The 19178-nt window shown below is 71.8% G+C and carries 15 protein-coding genes; 7 read left to right on the top strand and 8 right to left on the bottom strand.

What is annotated here, in order from left to right; all coding sequences use genetic code 11:
• The first annotated feature begins 72 nt into the window (after positions 1–72).
• From ACQPXB_RS19755 to ACQPXB_RS19740, 4 genes are read left to right on the top strand one after another with little or no spacing between them, the layout of a single operon-like run.
• Positions 73–642, top strand: a complete 570-nt coding sequence (locus ACQPXB_RS19755) for a carbonic anhydrase (RefSeq protein WP_432854257.1) — start codon at positions 73–75, stop codon at positions 640–642.
• A gap of 28 nt (positions 643–670) precedes the next feature.
• A complete protein-coding gene (gene cynS / locus ACQPXB_RS19750; protein WP_366581685.1) occupies positions 671–1141 on the top strand; it encodes a cyanase in 471 nt (156 codons plus the stop codon).
• A gap of 49 nt (positions 1142–1190) precedes the next feature.
• Entirely contained in the window at positions 1191–2306 is a 1116-nt protein-coding gene (locus ACQPXB_RS19745; protein WP_432854254.1) for a hypothetical protein, read from the top strand.
• Positions 2215–4215: a hypothetical protein gene (locus ACQPXB_RS19740; protein WP_432854251.1), complete on the top strand. Its 2001-nt coding sequence runs from the start codon at positions 2215–2217 to the stop codon at positions 4213–4215. The genes ACQPXB_RS19745 and ACQPXB_RS19740 overlap by 92 nt, the downstream gene beginning before the upstream one ends.
• 55 nt (positions 4216–4270) lie before the next feature.
• Here ACQPXB_RS19740 and ACQPXB_RS19735 read toward each other — a convergent pair whose 3' ends face one another.
• The gene (locus ACQPXB_RS19735) at positions 4271–5524 is read right to left on the bottom strand and encodes an amidohydrolase family protein (RefSeq protein WP_432854248.1); all 1254 of its coding nucleotides are present in this window, start codon (positions 5522–5524) and stop codon (positions 4271–4273) included.
• The gene (locus ACQPXB_RS19730; RefSeq protein WP_432854246.1) at positions 5521–6657 is read right to left on the bottom strand and encodes an aminotransferase class V-fold PLP-dependent enzyme; all 1137 of its coding nucleotides are present in this window, start codon (positions 6655–6657) and stop codon (positions 5521–5523) included. The genes ACQPXB_RS19735 and ACQPXB_RS19730 overlap by 4 nt, the downstream gene beginning before the upstream one ends.
• A 164-nt stretch (positions 6658–6821) precedes the next feature.
• On the opposite strand from ACQPXB_RS19730, the gene ACQPXB_RS19725 reads away from it, so the two are divergent.
• The 3 genes from ACQPXB_RS19725 to ACQPXB_RS19715 all read left to right on the top strand — a co-directional run bounded on the left by ACQPXB_RS19725 (position 6822) and on the right by ACQPXB_RS19715 (position 9189).
• Complete coding sequence (locus ACQPXB_RS19725; RefSeq protein ID WP_432854243.1) at positions 6822–7049, top strand: DUF3311 domain-containing protein; 228 nt, start codon at positions 6822–6824, stop codon at positions 7047–7049.
• A gap of 9 nt (positions 7050–7058) precedes the next feature.
• A complete protein-coding gene (locus ACQPXB_RS19720) occupies positions 7059–8564 on the top strand; it encodes a sodium:solute symporter family protein (protein ID WP_432854240.1) in 1506 nt (501 codons plus the stop codon).
• An 88-nt stretch (positions 8565–8652) separates the two neighbouring features.
• On the top strand, positions 8653–9189 hold the full coding sequence (locus tag ACQPXB_RS19715; protein ID WP_366581678.1) for a helix-turn-helix domain-containing protein: 537 nt from the start codon (positions 8653–8655) through the stop codon (positions 9187–9189).
• A 20-nt stretch (positions 9190–9209) separates the two neighbouring features.
• On the opposite strand, the gene ACQPXB_RS19710 is transcribed toward ACQPXB_RS19715, so the two are convergent.
• The 6 genes from ACQPXB_RS19710 to ACQPXB_RS19685 are packed head-to-tail and all read right to left on the bottom strand — an operon-like array spanning position 9210 to position 18656.
• Complete coding sequence (locus ACQPXB_RS19710; RefSeq protein WP_432854237.1) at positions 9210–9560, bottom strand: VOC family protein; 351 nt, start codon at positions 9558–9560, stop codon at positions 9210–9212.
• 34 nt (positions 9561–9594) lie between these two features.
• Entirely contained in the window at positions 9595–10581 is a 987-nt protein-coding gene (gene sbnA, locus ACQPXB_RS19705; RefSeq protein ID WP_366581676.1) for a 2,3-diaminopropionate biosynthesis protein SbnA, read from the bottom strand.
• Positions 10582–10605: 24 nt separating this feature from the next.
• A complete protein-coding gene (sbnB, locus tag ACQPXB_RS19700) occupies positions 10606–11676 on the bottom strand; it encodes a 2,3-diaminopropionate biosynthesis protein SbnB (protein ID WP_432854234.1) in 1071 nt (356 codons plus the stop codon).
• Positions 11673–12677, bottom strand: a complete 1005-nt coding sequence (locus tag ACQPXB_RS19695) for a TauD/TfdA family dioxygenase (RefSeq protein WP_432854231.1) — start codon at positions 12675–12677, stop codon at positions 11673–11675. Before ACQPXB_RS19695 ends, sbnB begins: the two co-directional genes overlap by 4 nt.
• 22 nt (positions 12678–12699) lie before the next feature.
• The gene (locus ACQPXB_RS19690; protein WP_432854228.1) at positions 12700–15945 is read right to left on the bottom strand and encodes a non-ribosomal peptide synthetase; all 3246 of its coding nucleotides are present in this window, start codon (positions 15943–15945) and stop codon (positions 12700–12702) included.
• A gap of 14 nt (positions 15946–15959) precedes the next feature.
• Complete coding sequence (locus tag ACQPXB_RS19685) at positions 15960–18656, bottom strand: Pls/PosA family non-ribosomal peptide synthetase (protein WP_432856701.1); 2697 nt, start codon at positions 18654–18656, stop codon at positions 15960–15962.
• Positions 18657–19178: the final 522 nt, after the last annotated feature.

Raw genomic sequence — 19178 nt, 5'->3', positions numbered from 1 at the left:
GATCTGCGACTTGGCGCCTATACGGCCTCGTCAGGCATCGTGAAAGCCAAGCCCACCACGGAGGTGATCCGAATGCAGGACACGGCAGAAGGCGTCCGGCACTTTCAGCAGGACGTCTACCCGCACAAGGCGCAGTTGTTCGAGCACCTGGCCACCCACCACAAGCCGGACACGCTGTTCATCGGCTGTTCCGACGCGCGGGTCGTGCCGGAGCTCATCACGAGCAGCGAGCCCGGTGAGCTGTTCGTGATCCGCACCGCCGGCAACCTGGTCCCCGCCTACCACCCCGGCGCGGACCCGGTCACCGCCAGCATCGAGTACGCCGTCGCCGCCCTGGGTGTCACCGACGTCATCGTCTGCGGCCACAGCGCCTGCGGTGCCATGACGGCTCTGGCCGAGAACCACGACCTCTCGGCGACCCCCGCCGTCGCCGGCTGGCTCGAACAGGCCGACGCTTCCCGGGCCCGGGTGAAAACCCCGGGCGACGTCCCGGAACTGGTGCGCCAGAACGTGCTCGCCCAGCTGGCCACCCTGGCCACCCACCCCTCGGTCGCCCGCGGCCTCGCCACGCGGACGCTCGGCCTCCACGGCTGGGTCTTCGACATCCCCACCGGCCGCGTCGACGTCCTCGACGCGGCCTGAAACCCCACCACGAAAGGAAAACCGTCCCGTGCTGCACACCCAGATCGACCCCACCGCCCGCGAAGTCCTCGCCATCGCCGCCGTCGAGGCCAAGACCCGCAAGGACCTGTCCTGGCAGCAGATCGCGGACGCCGCCGGGCTTTCGGTCGCGTTCGTCACCGCGGCCGTGCTCGGCCAGCACCCCCTGCCCGAGCCGTCGGCCCGGGCGGTCGCCGAGCTGCTGGACCTCGACGCCGACGCCGTGACCCTGCTGCAGGCCGTGCCCACGCGCGGCTCGATCCCCGGGGGCGTGCCCACCGACCCGACGATCTACCGCTTCTACGAGATGATCCAGGTCTACGGCACCACCCTCAAAGCCCTGGTGCACGAGCAGTTCGGCGACGGCATCATCAGCGCGATCAACTTCAAGCTCGACGTGCGCAAGGAAGCCGACCCCGAGGGCGGCGAGCGGGCCGTGATCACGCTCAACGGCAAGTACCTGCCGACCAAGCCGTTCTGATCCGTCCGATGTGGACAAACCCGGGCCTCGTCGCCCCGAGGAAGGATCGGTGAGGAAACCGATGTCCGGTCCGCTCGGCGGGTTGCGGAAACCCTTTCCCCTCAACCTGTTCGGCGTCGCCTTCGGACTGTCGGGCCTGGCCGGGACCTGGACGGTCACCGCCGGCGCCACGGCCGCGATCACCACCGCCTGGTGGCTGGTCGCGGCCGCGGTCTGGCTGGGCAGTGCGCTGCGCTACGGCCTCGCCGCCGGAACCGCGCGGCGGATGCTCGACGACCACGCCCACCCCGTGCTCGGTCCCTTCGCCGCGCTCGTGCCCGTCACCGGAATGCTGCTCGGCAGCCAGCTTTCCCGGTTCGCACCGCAAGCCGGACGAGTCGTGGTGCTCGTCATGGTCGCCGCGGCCGCCACGATCGGCGCGCTGTACCTGACCAGAGCCCTGACCGGCCGGCTCGACCTCGACAGCCAGCACGCCGGCCACCTGCTCCCCACCGTCGCCGCCGGGCTGATCGGCGGCCAGTCCCTCGCCACCGTCGGCCTCGACGACGCCGCCCTTGCCGCCTTCGCCGTCGGCATGCTGATGTGGGTCCTCCTCGGCGCGACGATCCTCGCGCGCCTCGCGTCCCGGCCACCACTGCCCGACGCACTCGTCCCCACCCACGCGATCTTCGCCGCCCCACCAGCGGTCGCGGGCAACGCGTGGTTCACCCTCAACGGCGGCGCCCCCGACCTGTTCGAACACGCGCTGCTCGGCGTGTTCGCCCTGTTCTTCCTGTCCCAGCTGACCCTGCTCCCCCGCTACACCCGCCTGCCCTTCACCCACGGCTTCTGGGCCCTGACCTTCACCATCGCCGCCGGCGGCACCTACGGCATCCACTGGCTCACCGCCACCCACGCCGCCGGCGCCACCTCGTGGACCGTCCTCGCCGTCACGACGGCGCTCATCGCGTCGATCGCGGTGCGGTCGATCGCGCTCGCGATCCGCGGCACCCAGCCGGCTGTCCGACGCGTGCGGGCGGCACGGTTGCCGGCGGTCTCGCTACGTTGGCAGCACACAAGAGGGGGTAGTGCTGATGGTGGACTGGGCCCGGTTGTCCCACGCGTACGGACCGGCGACGGACGTGCCGGCCATGCTGGCGGGAATGGTGTCGGCCGACGAACTTGACCGCGGCGTGGCACTCGACCAGTTCGAGGGCGCGGTGTTCCACCAGCAGTCCCTTTACGACAGCACGGTCGCGTCCCTGCCTTTCCTGCTGGACGCCGTGGCCACGCCGGGGCTGCCGGGGCGCGGCGAGATCCTGGAGCTGCTGGCCGCCATCGGCCGGGGCGCGGCGGCCGGTAGCAGCCGGCATTCGTCCGAGGCGGCGCGCACATTGGCCGCAGCGGCGCCACGGCTGCGCGGCCTGCTCACCGACGCCGACGCCCGCGTCCGGGCCGCCGTCGCGGAGGTGCTGGCGCTCGACGCGGGCAGTGCACCCGCGCTGGTGCAACGGCTGGCGGCCGACCCGGATGCCGAAGTCCGAGCCGCGTTGGCGCGGGCGCTGGGCGGCGCCGTGCGCGCCGGACACGTTTCCGAACCGGACGCCGAGTCGATCGGCGAAGCCTTGTCCGCGGCGGGAGCCGACCCGTCGCCGCTCGTGGGCATCGCCGCGCTCGCGGCGGCCGGCGGCCTGCCCGGACCGCTGCCCGCGGGGTTCGTCGCACGGCTGACCGAAGTGCTGGACGCCGCCTACGGCGAAGGGGAACCGCCACCCCCACCGCCGGAGGCGGTCCCCGGGACGTTGCGCGGCATGCTCGCCGAGCGCCGGAACGCGGAACTCGCCCTTCGGCCGTCGCCGCACCTGGCGGACCTGACCTCGGAAACCAGCTGGGTGATGGGTGATCACGTCGGCGAACGCGTCGCCTTCCTGGCCGCTCAGCTGCGCGCACCCCGCTGGGTGCAGCGGGGCGACGCGCTGCGCTCGGTCCACGCGCTGGCCCGGGGCTGGCGCGGGGACTACCGCGAACTGGCCGCCCTGACCGGCGAGCAGCTGCGGGACCGCCGGTTGATCGAAGCCGCCGCGAACACGTTGTGGTACCTGCGCGAGCTCGCCGCCCCCGCGGCAGATGACCTCGTCGCCTGTCTCGCCGAGATGGCCCGCGAGGTGACGGGCTACGTGCCCGGCGGCGAGCCCGCGTGGCTGCGGCTGTGGCCGGGTGCGCGCGATTCCGAGCCCAGCCAGGTCATCACCGCCCTTGCCCTGATCGGCGACGTCCGGGTGCTGCCCGCGCTGGGCTGGCTGCTCGACCACGAGGACATGCCGCCGTACCTGGGCAGTTCCCTCGAGGTGTTCGGGCCGGCGGCCGCCGAGCTGCTGCCGTCGATCCGCCGCAGGTTGCGAGACCTGCCCGTGCTCGAACACGACGTCCGGCGCGACCGGTTGCTGGACGCCGTGGGCGCGATGGGAGCCGCTGCCGCGCCCGCGGTACCGGAACTGCTCGGGCTCGAAGCGAGCTACCCGGTCGTCAAGGCGCTCGGCCGGATCGGCCCGGCCGCCGCCGAGGCCGGACCGATGCTGCGCACTCTCGCCGAACGCGGCGACCGGGCGGCAGCCCTGGCGTTGTGGCAGATCGAAGGCGACGCCGACCTCGCCCTGCGGCTGTCCGGGCCCCAGCTGGAACCCGGCGCCCCGGATGCCGCGGCCGGCGCGTCCACGTGCAAGACGCTGGGGCCGGCCGCGATCGCGTACGCACCGCAACTGCGCCGGTTGCTCGACCACGAGGCCGACTGGACTCGCCACCACGCGGCGTACGCCTGGTGGCGAGTCACCGGGGACCCCGAGCCGGTTCTGCCGGTGTTCGCCGCCCTGTGGGAGGCCAGTGTCGCCCAGCGGCCCGCGATCGCCGCGTGTCTCGGCGAAATCGGATTCGCGGGCGAAGCGGAACCGTTGCTGCGCAACGAACTGGCGTCCACGCGGCGAAGTGGGGTGACGCGGATCGCCGAACCGTTCGACATCGTGGACGCGCTCATCATCTCGGCCGACGAGACCCTCCTGGGCGACTGCCGTGCGGCGCTGGGGAACCGGGCACCCTGAAGCCCGGTCAGGTGGCCTCGCCACTGCGGCCGTGATCACGGCGGCAACCGGAACCTCAGGAAGACCGGCCCGCCCCCTCCGTCATGGTGCAGCGCAGGCGTTCCCGCTCACGGTCGTCCGACGTGTCCGCGCGGGCGGGGCGCGGGTGGTGCCGCCGACCGGCGGCGAGGACGAAGCGGGGCCGGTGCAGGGTCGACAGGTCGGTGGTCGGGTCGCCGGTCACGGCGATGAGATCCGCGCTCAGGCCGGGAGCCAGCCGGCCGGTCACCGCGGACAGGCCGCAGACCGAGGCGGCGACGTCGGTGGCGCTCGCCAGGACGCTGCGGGGTGGCAGGCCCGATTCCGCCAGCAGGTCGAGGCCGTCGGCGTAGCGGTCGAAGTGGACGAGGGGGATCCCGGCGTCCGTGCCGGCCACGATGGTCGCGCCGAGGGCCACCAACCGGCTCAGGTTGTCGAGCACGGCGTCGCGTTCGTCCCAGGGGCAGAAGTACTCCGCGGCGGTGCAGGCGGAGTTCATGGTGGGGCTCACGGCGATGCCGCCGGCGACGATGCGGGCCGCGATGGCCGGGTCGAAGCGCGTGCCGGTGCGGGTGACCCAGCCGCAGTGTTCGATGCAGTCGACGCCGGCCGTCACGGCGCGGTCGATGCCCTCCACGCCCAGGGCGTGGGTCGTCACCGGGAGGCCGAGCGCGTGGGCCTCGGTCACCAGCGCGGTGAGCTCCGCGGTGGTGTAGCGCGCTTCCGACGGGTGACTGCCCGGCGTCATGAACCCGCCGGTGGTCATGACCTTGATCAGGTCGACGCCGTCCTCGGCGTGGCGTTGCACCCGCATGCGCAGTTCGGCGACGCCGTCCGCGACGCCGCCCATGGACTCGGCGTGGCCGCCGGTCACGGTGATCGGCGCGTTCGCGGCGAGGATCCGGGGTGCCGCCTCGGGCAGCGTCGGCAGGAGGTCGCGGATCTCGGTGCCGAGCGTGCCGGGCGCGCCGAGATCGCGCGCGGTGGTGACGCCGGCGTCCAGCAACCGCCGGGCATTGGCGATCATGCGGTGGCGCAAGGTTTCCTCGTCGTCCGGCCCGGCGAGGCTGACGGCGCCGGCGGCGGGATCGAGGGCCAGGTGCACGTGGCAGTCGATCAGGCCCGGCATGAGCGTCGTGCCGCCGAGGTCGGTGGTGTCGTCGGCCCGCGGCGCCGAAGCGCGCGGGCCGGCGTAGGTGATCAGGCCGTCCTCGACGCACACCGCCGCGTCCTCGATCAGCGGTGCCGCCGAGCCGGTCAGCAGGCGCGCGGCCGTGTAGCGCTCGCTCATGCCGACCGCCGGTACTCCGCCAGCGCCGCGCAGAACCTCTCGACGTCTTCGCTGGAGTTGTAGTAGTGGAACGCGGCCCGCAGGATCGACCCGCGCGGCGACGTGACGATCCGCCGCTCGGCGAGGAACCGGCCCAGCGCGTCGGGATCGGCGTCGACGACGGCGACCTGCGGCCCCGGCCGGGCGTCGGGCATCGGACGGCTGAGCACCTCGCCCGCGTCGGCCAGCCGCGCGGTGGCCTCCTCGACGAGGCTCGCCACGTGCCGCCAGCGGGTCACCGGGTCCACCTCGGCCAGCACCTGGAGCCCGGCCTGGGCCGCGTACACCGCGGGAATACCCGGAGTGCCGGACTCGAAACGGCGCGCCGCGGCCGGGCCGTCGAGCGCCACCGGGTCGAAGCCGAACGGGTCGGTCCGGCCGAACCAGCCGGTCATCGTCGGCCGCTGCTCGTCCTCGACGCCGGCGCGGGCGTACAGCGCAGCGACGCCCGGCAGCCCGAGCAGGTACTTCAGCGTGCCGGTCACCAGGTAGTCGCAGTCGATCTCGGCGACGTCGACCGGCACGACACCCGTCGCCTGGTACGCGTCGACGAGCACCCGCGCGCCGACCTCGCGGGCCAGCTTGGCGATCTCGTTGACCGGCTGCAGCGATCCGTTGGTGTAGAGCGCCAACGGAACTGACACGAGCCGCGTGCGCTCGTCGATCTGCGCGCGGTAGGCCTCGACCACACCGAGCTCGCGCATCGCCGCGTCGTCGACCCAGCGCATCTGCCCTTCGCCCGGCCGGCACGCGTGCAGCACCTGGCCGACGCTGGGGAACTCGGCGGACATCGACACGACGACGTCCTCGTCGGCGAACCGCAACGCGCCGACGGCCTGGTACGCGGCGTGCGAAGCCGAAGGCACCAAAGCGATCTCGTCCGCGCTCGCGCCGAGGAAGGCCGCGATCGACGCCCGCAGACGCTCCACTTCGGACATCCACGGTCCCCACGGCGCTCCCTGGTCGCGCAGCAGGTACGCGAACTCGGCCAGCGCGGCGGTCACCCGGGTGGCGATGGCGCCCTGGCTGCACGACGCGAGGTGCGTCGTGTCGACGAGACTGGGGAACTGCTCTCGGAACCGCTGCGGGTCCACGAGTCACCTCCGTGCACGCTGATGGTCTTGGTCAGTCACAGTGAACATGCGAAAGCCTGGCTGCGCAATACCCGGGATGCCGGTTGACGGAGCAGGGGCCATCACCCACACTGATGCGAATTCATCACAGCTGAACACCTCGCCGTGTCCCCTCAGGAGCGCCCATGTCCGAACCCAAGCACCCGGCCCGCCGCCGGTGGCACTGGTTACTGCTGCTGATCCCGTTCGTCTGGTGCATCGCCGCCATCCCGCTGGCCAACCGCGTCGGCTACCTGTTCGGCTCGATCCCCTTCCTGCTGGTGTGGATGACCCTCGGCGTCCTCGCCGGGTCCGCCGCCATCGGCGCCGTCTACGTCATCGATCGCCGCAACGGCGATCTGGACCGGTTCTAGGAGCGCGCGATGGCCCTGATCCTGGCGTTGGTGATCGCGGTCGGCTCGATCGCGTGGGGCACGGTCGCCGCGGCCCGCGGCCGGAAGATGAACCTGCAGGAGTGGTCGGTCGGGAGCCGGCGCTTCGGCACCTGGCTGTTCTGGTTCCTGATGGTCGGCGAGACGTTCACGACCTTCGCGCTGCTGGGCGCGTCCCAGAGCGTGTTCAGCAACGGCGCGCCCGGCTACTACGTGCTGGGCACCATGGTGCTCACCGCGGCCGTCGGCTACTGGGTGGTGCCGCGGATCTGGCGCGCGGGCAAGCAGCACGGCCTGGTCACCATGGGCGACTACTTCACGACCCGGTTCTCCGCGCCGTGGTTCGGTGGGCTGATCGCGGTGTTCGGCATCGTCTCGCTGCTGCTCTACGCACAGGTGCAGCTGACCGGCCTCAGCCTCATCCTGGGCAGCCTGTTCGGCGACAGCCTGCCGTCGCTGGCCTACGTCGTCGCCGGCGGCGTGCTCGTGGCTGCGTTCGTGCTCGTCGGCGGGATGCGCGGCGCGGCGTTCACCGCCGTGGTCAAGGACGTGCTGCTCATCGCCGTGCTGCTGGTGATCGCGGTCGGCGCGGCGAGCGCGGCCGGGGCGAGCGGGCCGCTCGGGGTGTTCGACACCCTCAAGGACACCCAGCCACACGCGGCCACGCTGCCCGGCATCAAGGGCACCGCGGCGACGAACACGTGGTGGTGGATGAGCTTCCTGCTGATCACGCCGCTCGGCTCGTTCGCGCTGCCGCACATGTTCCAGGTGTCCTACACCGCCAAGGACGTGGCGACGATCCGGCGCAACCAGGTGATCCAGCCGCTGTACTCGCTGTTCTACGTGCTGATCGTGCTCATCGCGGTGGCCGCCGTGCTGGCCCTGCCGAACCTGCCCGACAAGCAGGCCAACGCGTCGCTGCTGATCTTCGTCCACGACAAGTTCCCGAGCTGGGTGATCGGGCTGCTCGGCGGCGCGGGGATTCTCGTCGCGCTGGTGCCGACCGCGGTGCTGGTGCTCACCGCCAGCAGCCTGTTCACGCGCAACGTGGTGGGCGGCGTCTCGAAGAAGCTGGCCGGTTCGCTCACGATCTCCCGGGCCGGCGTGGTGGTCTTCACCGCGATCGTGGTGCTGCTCGTGGCCCAGAGCAGTTCGAAGCTGCTGACCATCATGACCAACGTGTACAGCGCCGTCGGGCAGCTGGCTCCGGCGCTGTTCCTGTCCATGCTGTGGCGGCGCGTCACGGCCGTCGGGCTGGCGGCGGGGGCGGTGTGCGGCGGGCTGATCGTCGGCGTTCCACAGCTGGGGGCGCTCTTCGCGCAGACGGTGCCGCCGGGCACGGTCATCGGCCTGCCCGCCCTGGTGGTCAACGTCGTCGTCACGGTGCTGGTCAGCCTGGTCACGCGAGCTCCCGCCGCGGCGGCGGTCGACACCGGGACCGGCGACAGCGCGCCGGCCGAGGACCGGCAGCCCGTCGGTGAGGCCGCGCTGCGTTGATGGCGGCTCCGGACACCTTCCGGCCCCGGGCGCGCGCCCGGGGCCGGACACACCGCGGCCCGGCCGGGCGACCGACGATAATGGCCGGATGACCATGACCCGGATCCGTGAGTTCCGCACCCTCCGGGGCCTGACCGTCCGCGAGCTGGCGGACCGGGCCTCGGTGTCCACCGGGCTGATCAGCCAGGTCGAACGCGGCGTCACCGACCCGAGCCTGGAGACCATGCGGCGGATCGCCGAGGTCCTCGAGGTGCCCCTGTTCAGTCTCTTCCAGGACGGCGAGCACGACACCGTCGCCGTCATCCGGCGCGAGAACCGCTACCGCATCTCCTCGCCGCACCACGCGATCACCTACACCCGCGTCTCCCCCGGCGGCGCCAAGCTCGAGGTGCTCGAAGGCCGGCTGGAGCCGGGCGCGGTCTCGGCGGACACCCTGCGCTCGCACCCGTCGGAGGAGTGCGTCGTCGTGCTCACCGGCCGCCTGACGGTCGAGGTCGGGGACCAGGTGCACGAACTGAAGACGGGCGACAGCTGCCACTTCGACTCGAACATCCCCCACCGCTTCCGCAACGACGGGCGGACGAGCGCCCGGTTCATGGTGAGTGTGACGCCGCCGAGCTACTGACGACGGGCTCGCGGCCGGGCCTAGAGGTCCGTGGCGCGCGGGTGCTGCGGTTCGTAGATCCCCACCTGACTGCCGCCCGGGAGCCGGAAGCCGCTCAACCGCCCCCACCGTTCTTCTTCGACCGGTGCGCACGCGACGCCGGCGGCGGCCAGGTCGGCCAGCGTCGCGTCCAGGTCGTCGCACATGAGGTACAGCTCGTGGGACGGCGGGCCGTCGGTGGGGTGGACGGCGAGCTCGGCGGGCGGGAGCTTGAAGATCAGCCAGCCACCGCCGGCGTCGACGTGGGGGAAGCCGAGGACGTCGCGGAGGAAGGCGCGGTCCGCGTCGGCGTCGTGGCTGGAGACGATCACGTGGGCTCCGCTGATGGGCATGCGGTCACTGTCGCACACCCCACCCCGCGAAGGCTCATTCCCGCAGGAAACCCGCGGTCACCTCGTCGTCGGCGAGCACGTCGTCGCCGTAGAGGTCCTGGAGCCAGTTCGTCTGGTAGATCGTGTCGAGGTAGCGCTCGCCGAGGTCCGGCGCGATGGCGACGGCCGTGAGCCCGTGCCCCTCGTGTTCGGGGAGCCAGCGCATGGCGCCGCTGACGACCGTGCCCGTGGAGCCGCCGAAGAGGAACCCCCTGCGGGCCAGGCGGTGGCAGCTGCGGATGGTGTCGGCCTCCTCGACGGCGATCACCTCGTCCACATAGGACTCGTCGAGCAGCGCCGGCCGGACGCTGGTGCCGAGGCCGGGGATCATCCGGCGGCCCGGCGCGCCCCCGAACGTCACGGAGCCGGCGCTGTCCACCGCGACGATGTGGACCGGCCGGGGCCACTCGCGGAAGAACCGCGCGCAGCCCATCAGCGTGCCCGTGGTGCCCGCGCCGACGAACAGCACGTCGAGTTTCGGGAACTGGCGGGCGATCTCCGGCGCGGTGGTCCGGTAGTGCGCCTTCCAGTTGCCCGGGTTGGCGTACTGGTTGAGCCACACGTACCGCTCGTCGGTGGCACACAGCTCCCGCACCAGCGCGAGCCGCGCCCCCAGGAAACCACCGTCGGCGGCGGGCTCCGCGATGATGTGCACGCGGCTGCCCAGCGCCTCCATCAGGCGCCGGCTGGCCAGGTTGCAGCGCGAGTCGGTGACGCAGAGGAACCGGTAGCCCTTGCTGGCGGCGACCATGCTGAGCGCCACGCCGAGGTTGCCCGACGACGACTCGACGAGGATCGAGTCCCGCGTCAGGAGTCCCTGCCACTCCGCGGCCTCGACCATCTCGGTCGCGGCCTTGAGCTTGATCGACCCGGCGAAGTTGAACCCCTCGCACTTGAGGAACAACGAGTGCCCGAAGATCGACTCGAGGTCGACGTAGAGCTCTTCCTCGTTGAAGTCCGTGGGATCGGATATCACGGTCACGATGACCCCCTCCCTGGTGGCTCGTCAGCCGTACCGGCGCAGTTCGTGGAAGAAATCCGGGATGACGGTCAACTCGCCGGCCCGGACCACCTCGTCGTAGACGTACTTGCCCACCGCGAGGTCGAGGACCCCGAGCCCGAACGGCGAGAACACCACGGGCCGGTCGACCGGCACGGAGACACGGCCGGCCAGCACGTCGTCCAGCGTGCCGTCGAGGAACTCGCGCCCGCCCGTGAGCTGCTCGGCCAGGTGCGGCGACGTACCGGCCTTGAGGCAGTGCTCGACGTCGTCGACGAAGTTGGCCGTGCTCAGCAGGAGCTCCGGCGCGAGATCACGCAGGGAAACGTGCAGCACCACCGGATCGTGGTCGAACCACGACCGCTCGGACACGTGCGGCCGGCCCGCCACGGTGGCGAACACGACCAGGTCGCTCGCGCGGATCAGCGACTCCGCCGACTCGTGCACCGTGATCCGCCCGCCGGAACCCGACCGCTCGAGGTACCCGCGGAACCCCGCGCCGCTCTCGGCCGACAGGTCGTGCACACCGATTTCGGCGAACTCCCAGCCGGTGCCGGCCAGGAAGGTGTGCACGTAGCGCGCGATGAGCCCCGTCCCGACGAACCCGACCCGGGTCGGCCGCGGCCGCCCCCGGCTGAGCGCCTCCGCGGCGCACGCGGCCAGCGCGGCGGTCCGCGTGGCGCTGATGATGGAACTTTCCAGGCACGCGAACGGGTATCCGGTGTCGTGGTCGTTGAGGATCAGCACCGCGGATGCCCGCGGAATGCCGGAAGCGACGTTCTCGGGGAAGCTCGAGATCCACTTCAGACCGTCCACTCGCACCTGTCCGCCGATCGAGGCCGGCAGCGCGATGATCCGGGACGCCGGGCGGTCGGGGAAGCGCAGGAAGTACGACGGCGGGTTCACCGTGCCGCCCGCGCTGTGCAGCCGGTAGGTGGCCTCGACCAGGTCCACGATCTCCCGCTCGCGCCCCGCGAGCGTTTGCCGCACCTGGCCGCCGCCGATCACGGCGAACGGGGGCACCGCGGTCGGCCCGCCGGCTTCGGCGCGGGCCGGGGTGGGTCGGATCGCCGTCATCTCGCACCCGCTTCGGCACTCGGCCCGAGGTCGGCCAGCCGCACCGGCTCGGCCAGCCCCACGAGGACCTCGCGGGGACCCTCGAACGGCTCCCGGCTGTGCGCGGTCCGGATGTTGTCCACCAGCATCAGGTCGCCGGCCTGCCACGGCTCGCGCACGGTGTTGGCCTCGTAGACCTGGTTGAGCAGCGCCACCACGTCCTCGCCGATCGGGTCGCCGCCCCCGAAGCTCGTGTTGAACGGCAGCGCGTCGGCGCCGTAGACGTCGACCAGGTACTCGCGGATCTCGGGATCCATCGTCCACTCGTTGAGGAACGCGACCTGGTTGAACCAGCAACGCCGGCCGGTGACCGGGTGGGGCACGATCGCGCTGCGCCGCTGCCGGGTCCGCAACCCGCCGTCGGGCTGCCACTCGAACTCGATCGCGTTGCCACGGCAGTAGTCCTCGACTTCCGCCCGGTCGTCGGTGCCGAACGACTCGGCGACGGTCGCGCCGATCTCGTCGTTGTAGCTGCGGGTGAGCAGCCAGCCTTCCTGCTCGAACCGGCGGACGAGGTCCGCGGGCAGCGCGTCGAGCACGGTCGGCGAGTCGGAGACCGCCGTGGCGCCGCCTTCGGTGGGCGCGCCGAGGCACGCGAACAGCAGCAGGCCGGGGAACTCGAGCCGGTAGCTGAGCTCGTGGTGCATGCACATCGGCTGGTTCGACGGCCACGCCGACGACGAGTACACCCCGGCCGAGTAGACCTCGCGCGCCGCGAAGGCCTCGCGATCCTTCATCCGGCCGCCGGCGAGCCGCTCGAACACGACGGCGACGTCGGCGGGGCCGCTCAGCCCGAGGCCGCGCACGAGCACGCAGCCGTGCTCGGCGACAGCCGCGCGCAGCGTGTCGCGGCGCTCGCTCGCCCAGTCCGGCGCACCGGCACCCGGTTCGGCCGGCAGCAGTGGAACCCCGCCCGGGCTCAGCTGCACTTCGGCGAGCGATGCCGACGTTGAGGAAACCATCTCTTGTCCTTTCGGCTCGAAGTCACGTGACGGGTACCGGTTCGACGGCGCGCAGCACGATCCGCGCGGTCTCGGCCGGGTTGGTGCGCGGGAAGTAGTGGCCGCCGCCGGCGATCGCCCGCACGTCGACGTGCTCGGCCAGCAGCCGCCATTCGCCGTGGCGATCGCGGAAGTCCACGGTGATCGGGTCGTCGTCCGCGGCGACGACGGTGACCGGGGTGGCCAGCTTCGCCGCCGGCGGGTTCGCCAGCGCGGAGGCGAGGTAGCTGTGCGCGGACACGCAGTCGTGCCGGAACGCCGCGCCGACCTGCTCGGCCCGCTGTGCGTCGAGCGCGCCGAGCGCGGGGTCGCCGCTGTCCGCGGCCAGCTCCGCGGCGATCGCGGCGTCGCTCAGCCGGCCCAGCTCGCTGATCGAGGCCCGCCGTTCGTCGGCGTCGCCGAGCAGCTGCGCGCCCACGAACAACCGCCGCACGTCCACCCCGCGCCCGGCGAGCCGCCGGGCCGTCTCGAAGGCGAACGCGGCGCCCGAGGAGTGGCCCCACAACACCACACGTTTCGGGGCGAGGTGCTCGATTTCGGCGACGACCTGGTCGACCACCCGCACCATCGGCGCGAACGCCTCGCGGTCGGCGGCCAGGTCGTGCCCGGGCAGCTCCACGGCGTACACCGCGAGGCCGCTCCCCCGCAGCGCCGACGCCAGCGGCCGGAAGTTCACCGAGTTGCCGCCGGCGTGCGGGAAGCAGACGAGCACGGCGTCGGGCGCCGCGGCCGGCTCGGTGAGCGGCTGCAGCAGCCCGCCGGCCTCGTCACCGGCCTGGTCGTCGAGGAGCGCGGCCTGGTCGGCCAGCACCGGGTGCCGGGTGATCTCGGCGAGCGACAGCGCACGGTCCAGTGCGACGGCCAGCTTCACCGCCGAGAGCGACGTGCCGCCCCGGTCGAAGAAGTGGTCCCGCCGGCCGATCTTCTCCGGCGCGAGCCCGAGCACACCGGCCCACGCGGCCGCGAGCCGTTGCTCGGCGGGGGTCGCCGGAGCGTCGTGGACTTCGTCGGCGCCTTCGAGCTCCGCCGCCAACGCGGTCAGCGCCTTCTTGTCGATCTTTCCGTTGGCGGTCAAGGGAAGCTGCTCGCGCCAGTGGAACGCCGACGGGACCATGTAGGCGGGCAACGAACTGCTCAACCGAGCGTGCAGCGTCTCGTCGGACAGCGCCTCGGTGGCGGAGTAGAACGCGACCAGGTGCTTGCCCTGGCCGTCGCGCTCGGCGACCACCACGGCGCCGTCGCCGACCCCGGGCACGCGCAGCAGCGCGTTCTCGACCTCGCCGATCTCGATCCGGAAGCCGGAGATCTTCACCTGGCTGTCGCGGCGGCCCAGGAACTCCAGCCGGCCCCCGGGCAGCCAGCGGCCGCGGTCCCCGCTGCGGTAGAGCCGTTCTCCGACCCGGTGCGGATCGGGCAGGAACGCCGCGCGGGTGCGGGCGAGGTCGTTCACGTACCCGCGGCCCACGCACACGCCGGAGAACACGATCTCGCCGGGCGCGCCCAGCGGCACCGGCTGCAGGTGCTCGTCGACGACGTAGACGTGCACGTTGTTCACCGGCCGCCCGAGCGGGACACGGCCTTCCGGCGGCCGGTCCATGACCTCGTGGTTGGTGTCGTCCGAGGTCTCGGTGAGGCCGTAGGCGTTGACCAGCCGGACGTCCGGGTACGCCGCGAACCAGCGCTGCACCAGCTCCTTCTTCAGTGCCTCGCCGGTCACCGACACGCACCGCAGGTCCGGCAGCGGACGCGGATGACTCTCCACAAAGGACAGGACGGCTTCGAGGTACGACGGAACGACCTGCGCCACCGCGACCCGGCCCCGCGCGATCCGCTCGACGAACCGCTCGGCGTCGAGGATCACCTCCTGCTCGACGATCAGCGTCCGCCCGCCGACCACCAGCGGCGCCAGCAGCTGCCACAACGAGATGTCGAAGCACTGGGGCGCGGTCTGCGCCACGACCTGGCCCTCGGTGATCCCCAGGTCGTCGATCTTGGCGTGCAGGTGGTTCAGCATCCCCGCGTGCTCGCACATCGCGCCCTTGGGCTCACCGGTCGAGCCCGAGGTGAAGTAGATGTAGGCGAGCTGGCGCGGCGTCACGTCGATCCCGAGGTCGGTGCCGGACCGGTGCTCGGCGCAGGCCGCCTCGACGTCCAGCCGGACCGCGCCGGACAGCAGCTCCAGCGCGTGGTCCAGCGTGTCGCTGCTGCCGCGTTCGGTGAGCACCAGTTCGCAGCCGGCCCGCCGCAGCGTCTTCGCGATCCGCTCGGGCGGGAAGTGCGGTTCGACCGGCAGGTACACGCCCCCGGCCTTGAACACGGCCAGCACGGCGGTGAGCCAGCCGAGGTTCCGCTCGGTCACCACGGCCACCACGCTCTCCCGTCGCAGCCCCCGCGCGAGCAGTGCCCGCGCCAGCCGGTTGGCCCGCTCGTTGAGCTCGCGGTAGGTCCACGACTGCTCGCCGTGCACGGCCGCGAGCGCGTCCGGGTGCTCCCGCACCCGGTGCTCGAACAGCTCGTGCGCCCGCCGGTCGGGCAGCGGCCGCCGCGGGCCGGCGAGCCCGTCGAGCTGGAACCGCAGCTCGTCCGGGGCGAGCAGGCTCTGCGGCGCGTGCTCGGTGTCCGGGGCCGCCACCAGGCGCGCGAGCGCGGCCACGTGGTACCCGGCGATCCGGGCCGCGGCGGTCGCGTCGAGCACGTCGGCGCGGTAACGCACGTCGAGACGCCTTCCCCGGTTCGCGAAGCCGACGCGCAGCACCGTCGTCCCCGTGAGCTCACCGTCGCCGGAGGGGTCGAACACGGTCTCCGTGACCGGGCCGGGCACCCCCAGGTCGCGCCGCAGCTCGTCCACCGGGAAATACCCGTGCTCAAGCAGCTGTGACTCGGCCCGGTACGTCTCCGTCACCAGTTCCCGCCACGTCTCCGGCTCCGTCGTCAGGCGGCACGGCACCGGCGCACCGGCCCGCACCGCGTAGCCGGTCACGACCTCGCGTTCACCGGTCAGCGCCGCGAGCACCCTGGCGTGCGCGGCGAGCAGCACCGCGCTGCCCGGAATCCCCAGCTCCCGCGCCAGCCGGCGCACTCCGGCCGCCACCGGGCCGGGCAGCCGCACGGTCGTCGTCCCCGCGCCGGTGTCCGAACCCGAGGTCCAGCGCGGCACCGTCGTGGCCCCGCCGGCCACGAGCACGTCGCGCCAGAACCGGAAATCCGCTCTGGGCAGTGGCTCTCCCATGTGTTCCCCTCCGCTCACCGTGGCCACGGGCTCGGCCGCCACGTTCCGTCGGCGATGATCGCTTTTCCGTTGTGTCCGTCCGGGACGCGGCGCCGTGGGCTCGGGCGCCGCTTGCCGTTGGTACCGGCGAGGTGCTCGATCGACTTGCCGTTGGTGCCGGCGAGGTGCTCGATCGACTTGCCGTTGTGGCCTTCCCGTCGCCGGTGCCGGCCGGCCGCGACCCGGCCGTCGGCTTCCCGGCCCGACCCGATCTCCCGGGCCGGGTTGCCTTCCCAGCGGGTGTGCGGCGGGACGTCCTCGCCCTTCATCAGGAAGGAGTCGGCCGCGAGCACCGAACCCTCGCCCATGGTCGCTCCGTAGTGGACCCACGCGCCGACCCCGACGGTGCTGCGCGAACCGACGAGGATGCGGTCGGCCTTGAAGGCACCGTCCTCCTGGGAATGGCATTGCACGTGCGAGCCGACGTTGAGGGTGACCTCGTCGCCGAACGTCACCAGGGTCTTCTCCGGCATCGCCGCGCCGTCGTCGAACACGCGCTTCCCCACCTTGACCCCGAGCAGCCGCCAGGCCAGGTTCTTGAACGGCGTGCCGTTGAGGGCCTGGACGTGCACTGTGGACGCCGCCGCCTTCCAGAACCGCTCGTGGCGCCAGAACCGGCGGTCGTAGATCGAGCAGTACAGCGGCCGCAGCGGGTGGACGACGATGGACGCGCGTTCCACCAGCGTGAAGTACAGGGAGCTGAACAGCAGCGCGGCGACCGAGGCCAGCGCCACCGCCGAAACCCCGAAGCGCGGGTAGAGCTCCGCCGAGGCCCAGCCGAGGAGCGTGACCGCGAAGAAGTAGAACCAGCGCACCAGGAGGAACATCACGGCGGTGACGGCGTTGTGGCGGTTCTTCGCGGCCAGCCGGCGGCGGAACTCCTCGCCCGTGCGCAGGTGGTCGAACTGGTGGTCGCGGGCCACCGTGCGCGGGATCTCGAAGCTCGGCGAGCCCAGCAGCCCGACGTTCTCGCGGACGGGGCCGTCGACCGGCACGAGGACCTTGGTCGCGAGCAGGCAGTTCTCCCCCGTCCGGCCCTGCGCGGGGTAGACGATCACGTTGCCGAGGAAGTTGTGCGCGCCGATCGCCGCGCGGGACACCTTGAACGACGAACTCGAGTAGTCGGCGTTCACGATCGACAGCCCGTCCGCGACCATCGTGCCGCCGCCGACGGAGCTCTGGAACGGCGTCTCGTGCTTGATCGCCGTGCCGAAGTTCGAGCCGGTCTGCTCGACGTCGGGCATCCGGTAACCGAGGTAGCGCAGGTAGTGCACGATCGCGGAGCTGTCGCCGAAGACGGTCATGAAGAACTTGAGGTTGGTGATCAGCCGGATCGCCCGCAGGATCGAGTAGCGCAGGGTGTACATCCGGTAGACCTTGTCCGGTTTGAGCGCGAGGCTGAGCACGCGCGGCACGACGGCGACGAACAACAGCCCGAGCAGCGAGACGCCGAAGAAGATCACGAAGGTGATCGCCAGCGCGCTGCCGTAGAACGCCCAGCTCCCGAAGGAGATCGCGGGGGCGCCGAGCATCGGGGTGAGCTGCGGGACCTTGTCGATGAGCAGGTCCGCGCCGCCGACCGCCAGCGGGAGGTACACGAGCAGCGTGGTCAGCAGCTGCGAGACGCCGTAGGAGAACCGGCGCACGCGGCCGCAGCGGGCGGGCCCGACCCCGCGGTAGTCCGCCTCCGCCCGCAGCGCCGGCGACCCGTGCCAGCGCTCGCCGGCCGGCACCGCCTGGCCGGGGTGCAGCGACGACACGTGCCCCAGCTGGGAGCCGTCGCCCATCGAGGTGCCGATGTCGAGCACCGACAGCTCACCCACGAACACGTCCTTGCCCAGCGTCACCGAACCGGTCTGGAGCACACCGGCTTCGGCCCGGTAGCCGGTGAAGAAGGAGTCCTTCCGGATCACCGAGCCCGCGCCGATCGTGAGCAGGTCGGTGCACACGGGCACGTTGCGCGAGAAGATCGCGACACCCCGGCCGATCTTCGCGCCCAGCGCCTTCAGATACAGCACGTACAGCGGCGAGCCCAGGAACAGCAGCGCCACCAGATTCCGCTGCACCAGCGTCTTGACGAGCCAGAATCGGAAGTAGTCGAGCGTCCACACGCGAATGCGCCGCGGCTTCCACCGGCCGACGAGCACCCACTTCGCCACAACCGGCAGCAGGCACAGGCCGATCAGGCTCGCCCCGCCGAACAGCACGAGCCGCAGGTAGGCCTCCAGCAGGTTCGCCGAGCCGTAGACCCACGAAGCACCGCGTACCACCAGGAGCGCGGCGAGATAGGAATAACCCAGGAAAGTCACGAACTGGAGCAGTCCGCAGAGGACGTACGCGACCGCACCGGCGCGGGGGCGGTCGGCGGCCGGCGGCTCGGCCAGTTCCCGGCTTTGCGCTTCGGCGTGTTCCTCGCCCTCCGGCTCCGCCTCGGCGGGCTCGTCGTCGTGCAGCGCGGTCGCCAGACTGCGCGCGGTCGGGTTGGCGTAGACGTCTTTCATCGACGCTGACGGCACGTCCGCACGCTTGCGGACCCGCGCACAGAAGTGCGCCATCACCAGCGAGTTCGCACCGAGGTCGTCGAAGAAGTGACTCTCGGCCGACACCTGGTCGACCTTGGCCACGTCCGCGAGCACCTCGGTGTAGACGCGCTCGGTGCGATCGGGGGTGATGGCGTGCCGGCCACTCCCCCGTCGAGATTCTGCCCAGTCCCCCGTCAGGAATTCGTCAGATTTCCCCAGGCGCCGGGCTTGGTTCTTCCCACCTGTTTTCTCCCGCCTCCACGTCCCCGACCGGCCGGACGTACCGGCGTCGTCTCGGGTCCGTTCGCCACCCACTGTAATCCCCACCCGCGTGCCGTCGACCCCGAAACAGTCCTTACGAGCACATTACGTCGCCCGGTCCGGAGTTCTCCCGACAACGTCTTCCGAGGTAGTGGATAATTTCGGCGGCATCCGGGCCGGGCGAGCGGACCCGCGGACAATCTTTTTGATCCACCAGGGGGTTTGCAGACCGTGCCGGGTCCGTCGCGTCGGGTGCAAGATCACGACCGACGCGGCCGGGAAGCGTTTCCCGACCGGGCCGTTACATTGATTCCGGATTTGTTTTTCAAGCGGCGGCGCCGGTTTGATCATTCACCAACGCGAATTTGATCTTTACTGTCCGTCACCGGCGAGTCTGCGCAAGGAAGAAAC

The organism is Amycolatopsis sp. CA-161197 (assembly GCF_050942255.1).
GTDB lineage: Bacteria > Actinomycetota > Actinomycetes > Mycobacteriales > Pseudonocardiaceae > Amycolatopsis.
This window is presented reverse-complemented; position numbering and strand designations above follow the sequence as displayed.

Excerpts from the sequence above, each read along its gene's own strand:
- ACQPXB_RS19720 (WP_432854240.1), top strand. The coding sequence starts at position 7,059 with ATGGCCCTGATCCTGGCGTTGGTGATCGCGGTCGGCTCGATCGCGTGG.
- ACQPXB_RS19715 (WP_366581678.1), top strand. The coding sequence starts at position 8,653 with ATGACCATGACCCGGATCCGTGAGTTCCGCACCCTCCGGGGCCTGACC.
- ACQPXB_RS19755 (WP_432854257.1), top strand. The coding sequence starts at position 73 with ATGCAGGACACGGCAGAAGGCGTCCGGCACTTTCAGCAGGACGTCTAC.
- ACQPXB_RS19710 (WP_432854237.1), bottom strand. The coding sequence starts at position 9,560 with ATGCCCATCAGCGGAGCCCACGTGATCGTCTCCAGCCACGACGCCGAC.
- sbnB (WP_432854234.1), bottom strand. The coding sequence starts at position 11,676 with ATGACGGCGATCCGACCCACCCCGGCCCGCGCCGAAGCCGGCGGGCCG.
- ACQPXB_RS19735 (WP_432854248.1), bottom strand. The coding sequence starts at position 5,524 with ATGAGCGAGCGCTACACGGCCGCGCGCCTGCTGACCGGCTCGGCGGCA.
- ACQPXB_RS19740 (WP_432854251.1), top strand. The coding sequence starts at position 2,215 with ATGGTGGACTGGGCCCGGTTGTCCCACGCGTACGGACCGGCGACGGAC.
- ACQPXB_RS19725 (WP_432854243.1), top strand. The coding sequence starts at position 6,822 with ATGTCCGAACCCAAGCACCCGGCCCGCCGCCGGTGGCACTGGTTACTG.
- ACQPXB_RS19690 (WP_432854228.1), bottom strand. The coding sequence starts at position 15,945 with ATGGGAGAGCCACTGCCCAGAGCGGATTTCCGGTTCTGGCGCGACGTG.
- ACQPXB_RS19695 (WP_432854231.1), bottom strand. The coding sequence starts at position 12,677 with ATGGTTTCCTCAACGTCGGCATCGCTCGCCGAAGTGCAGCTGAGCCCG.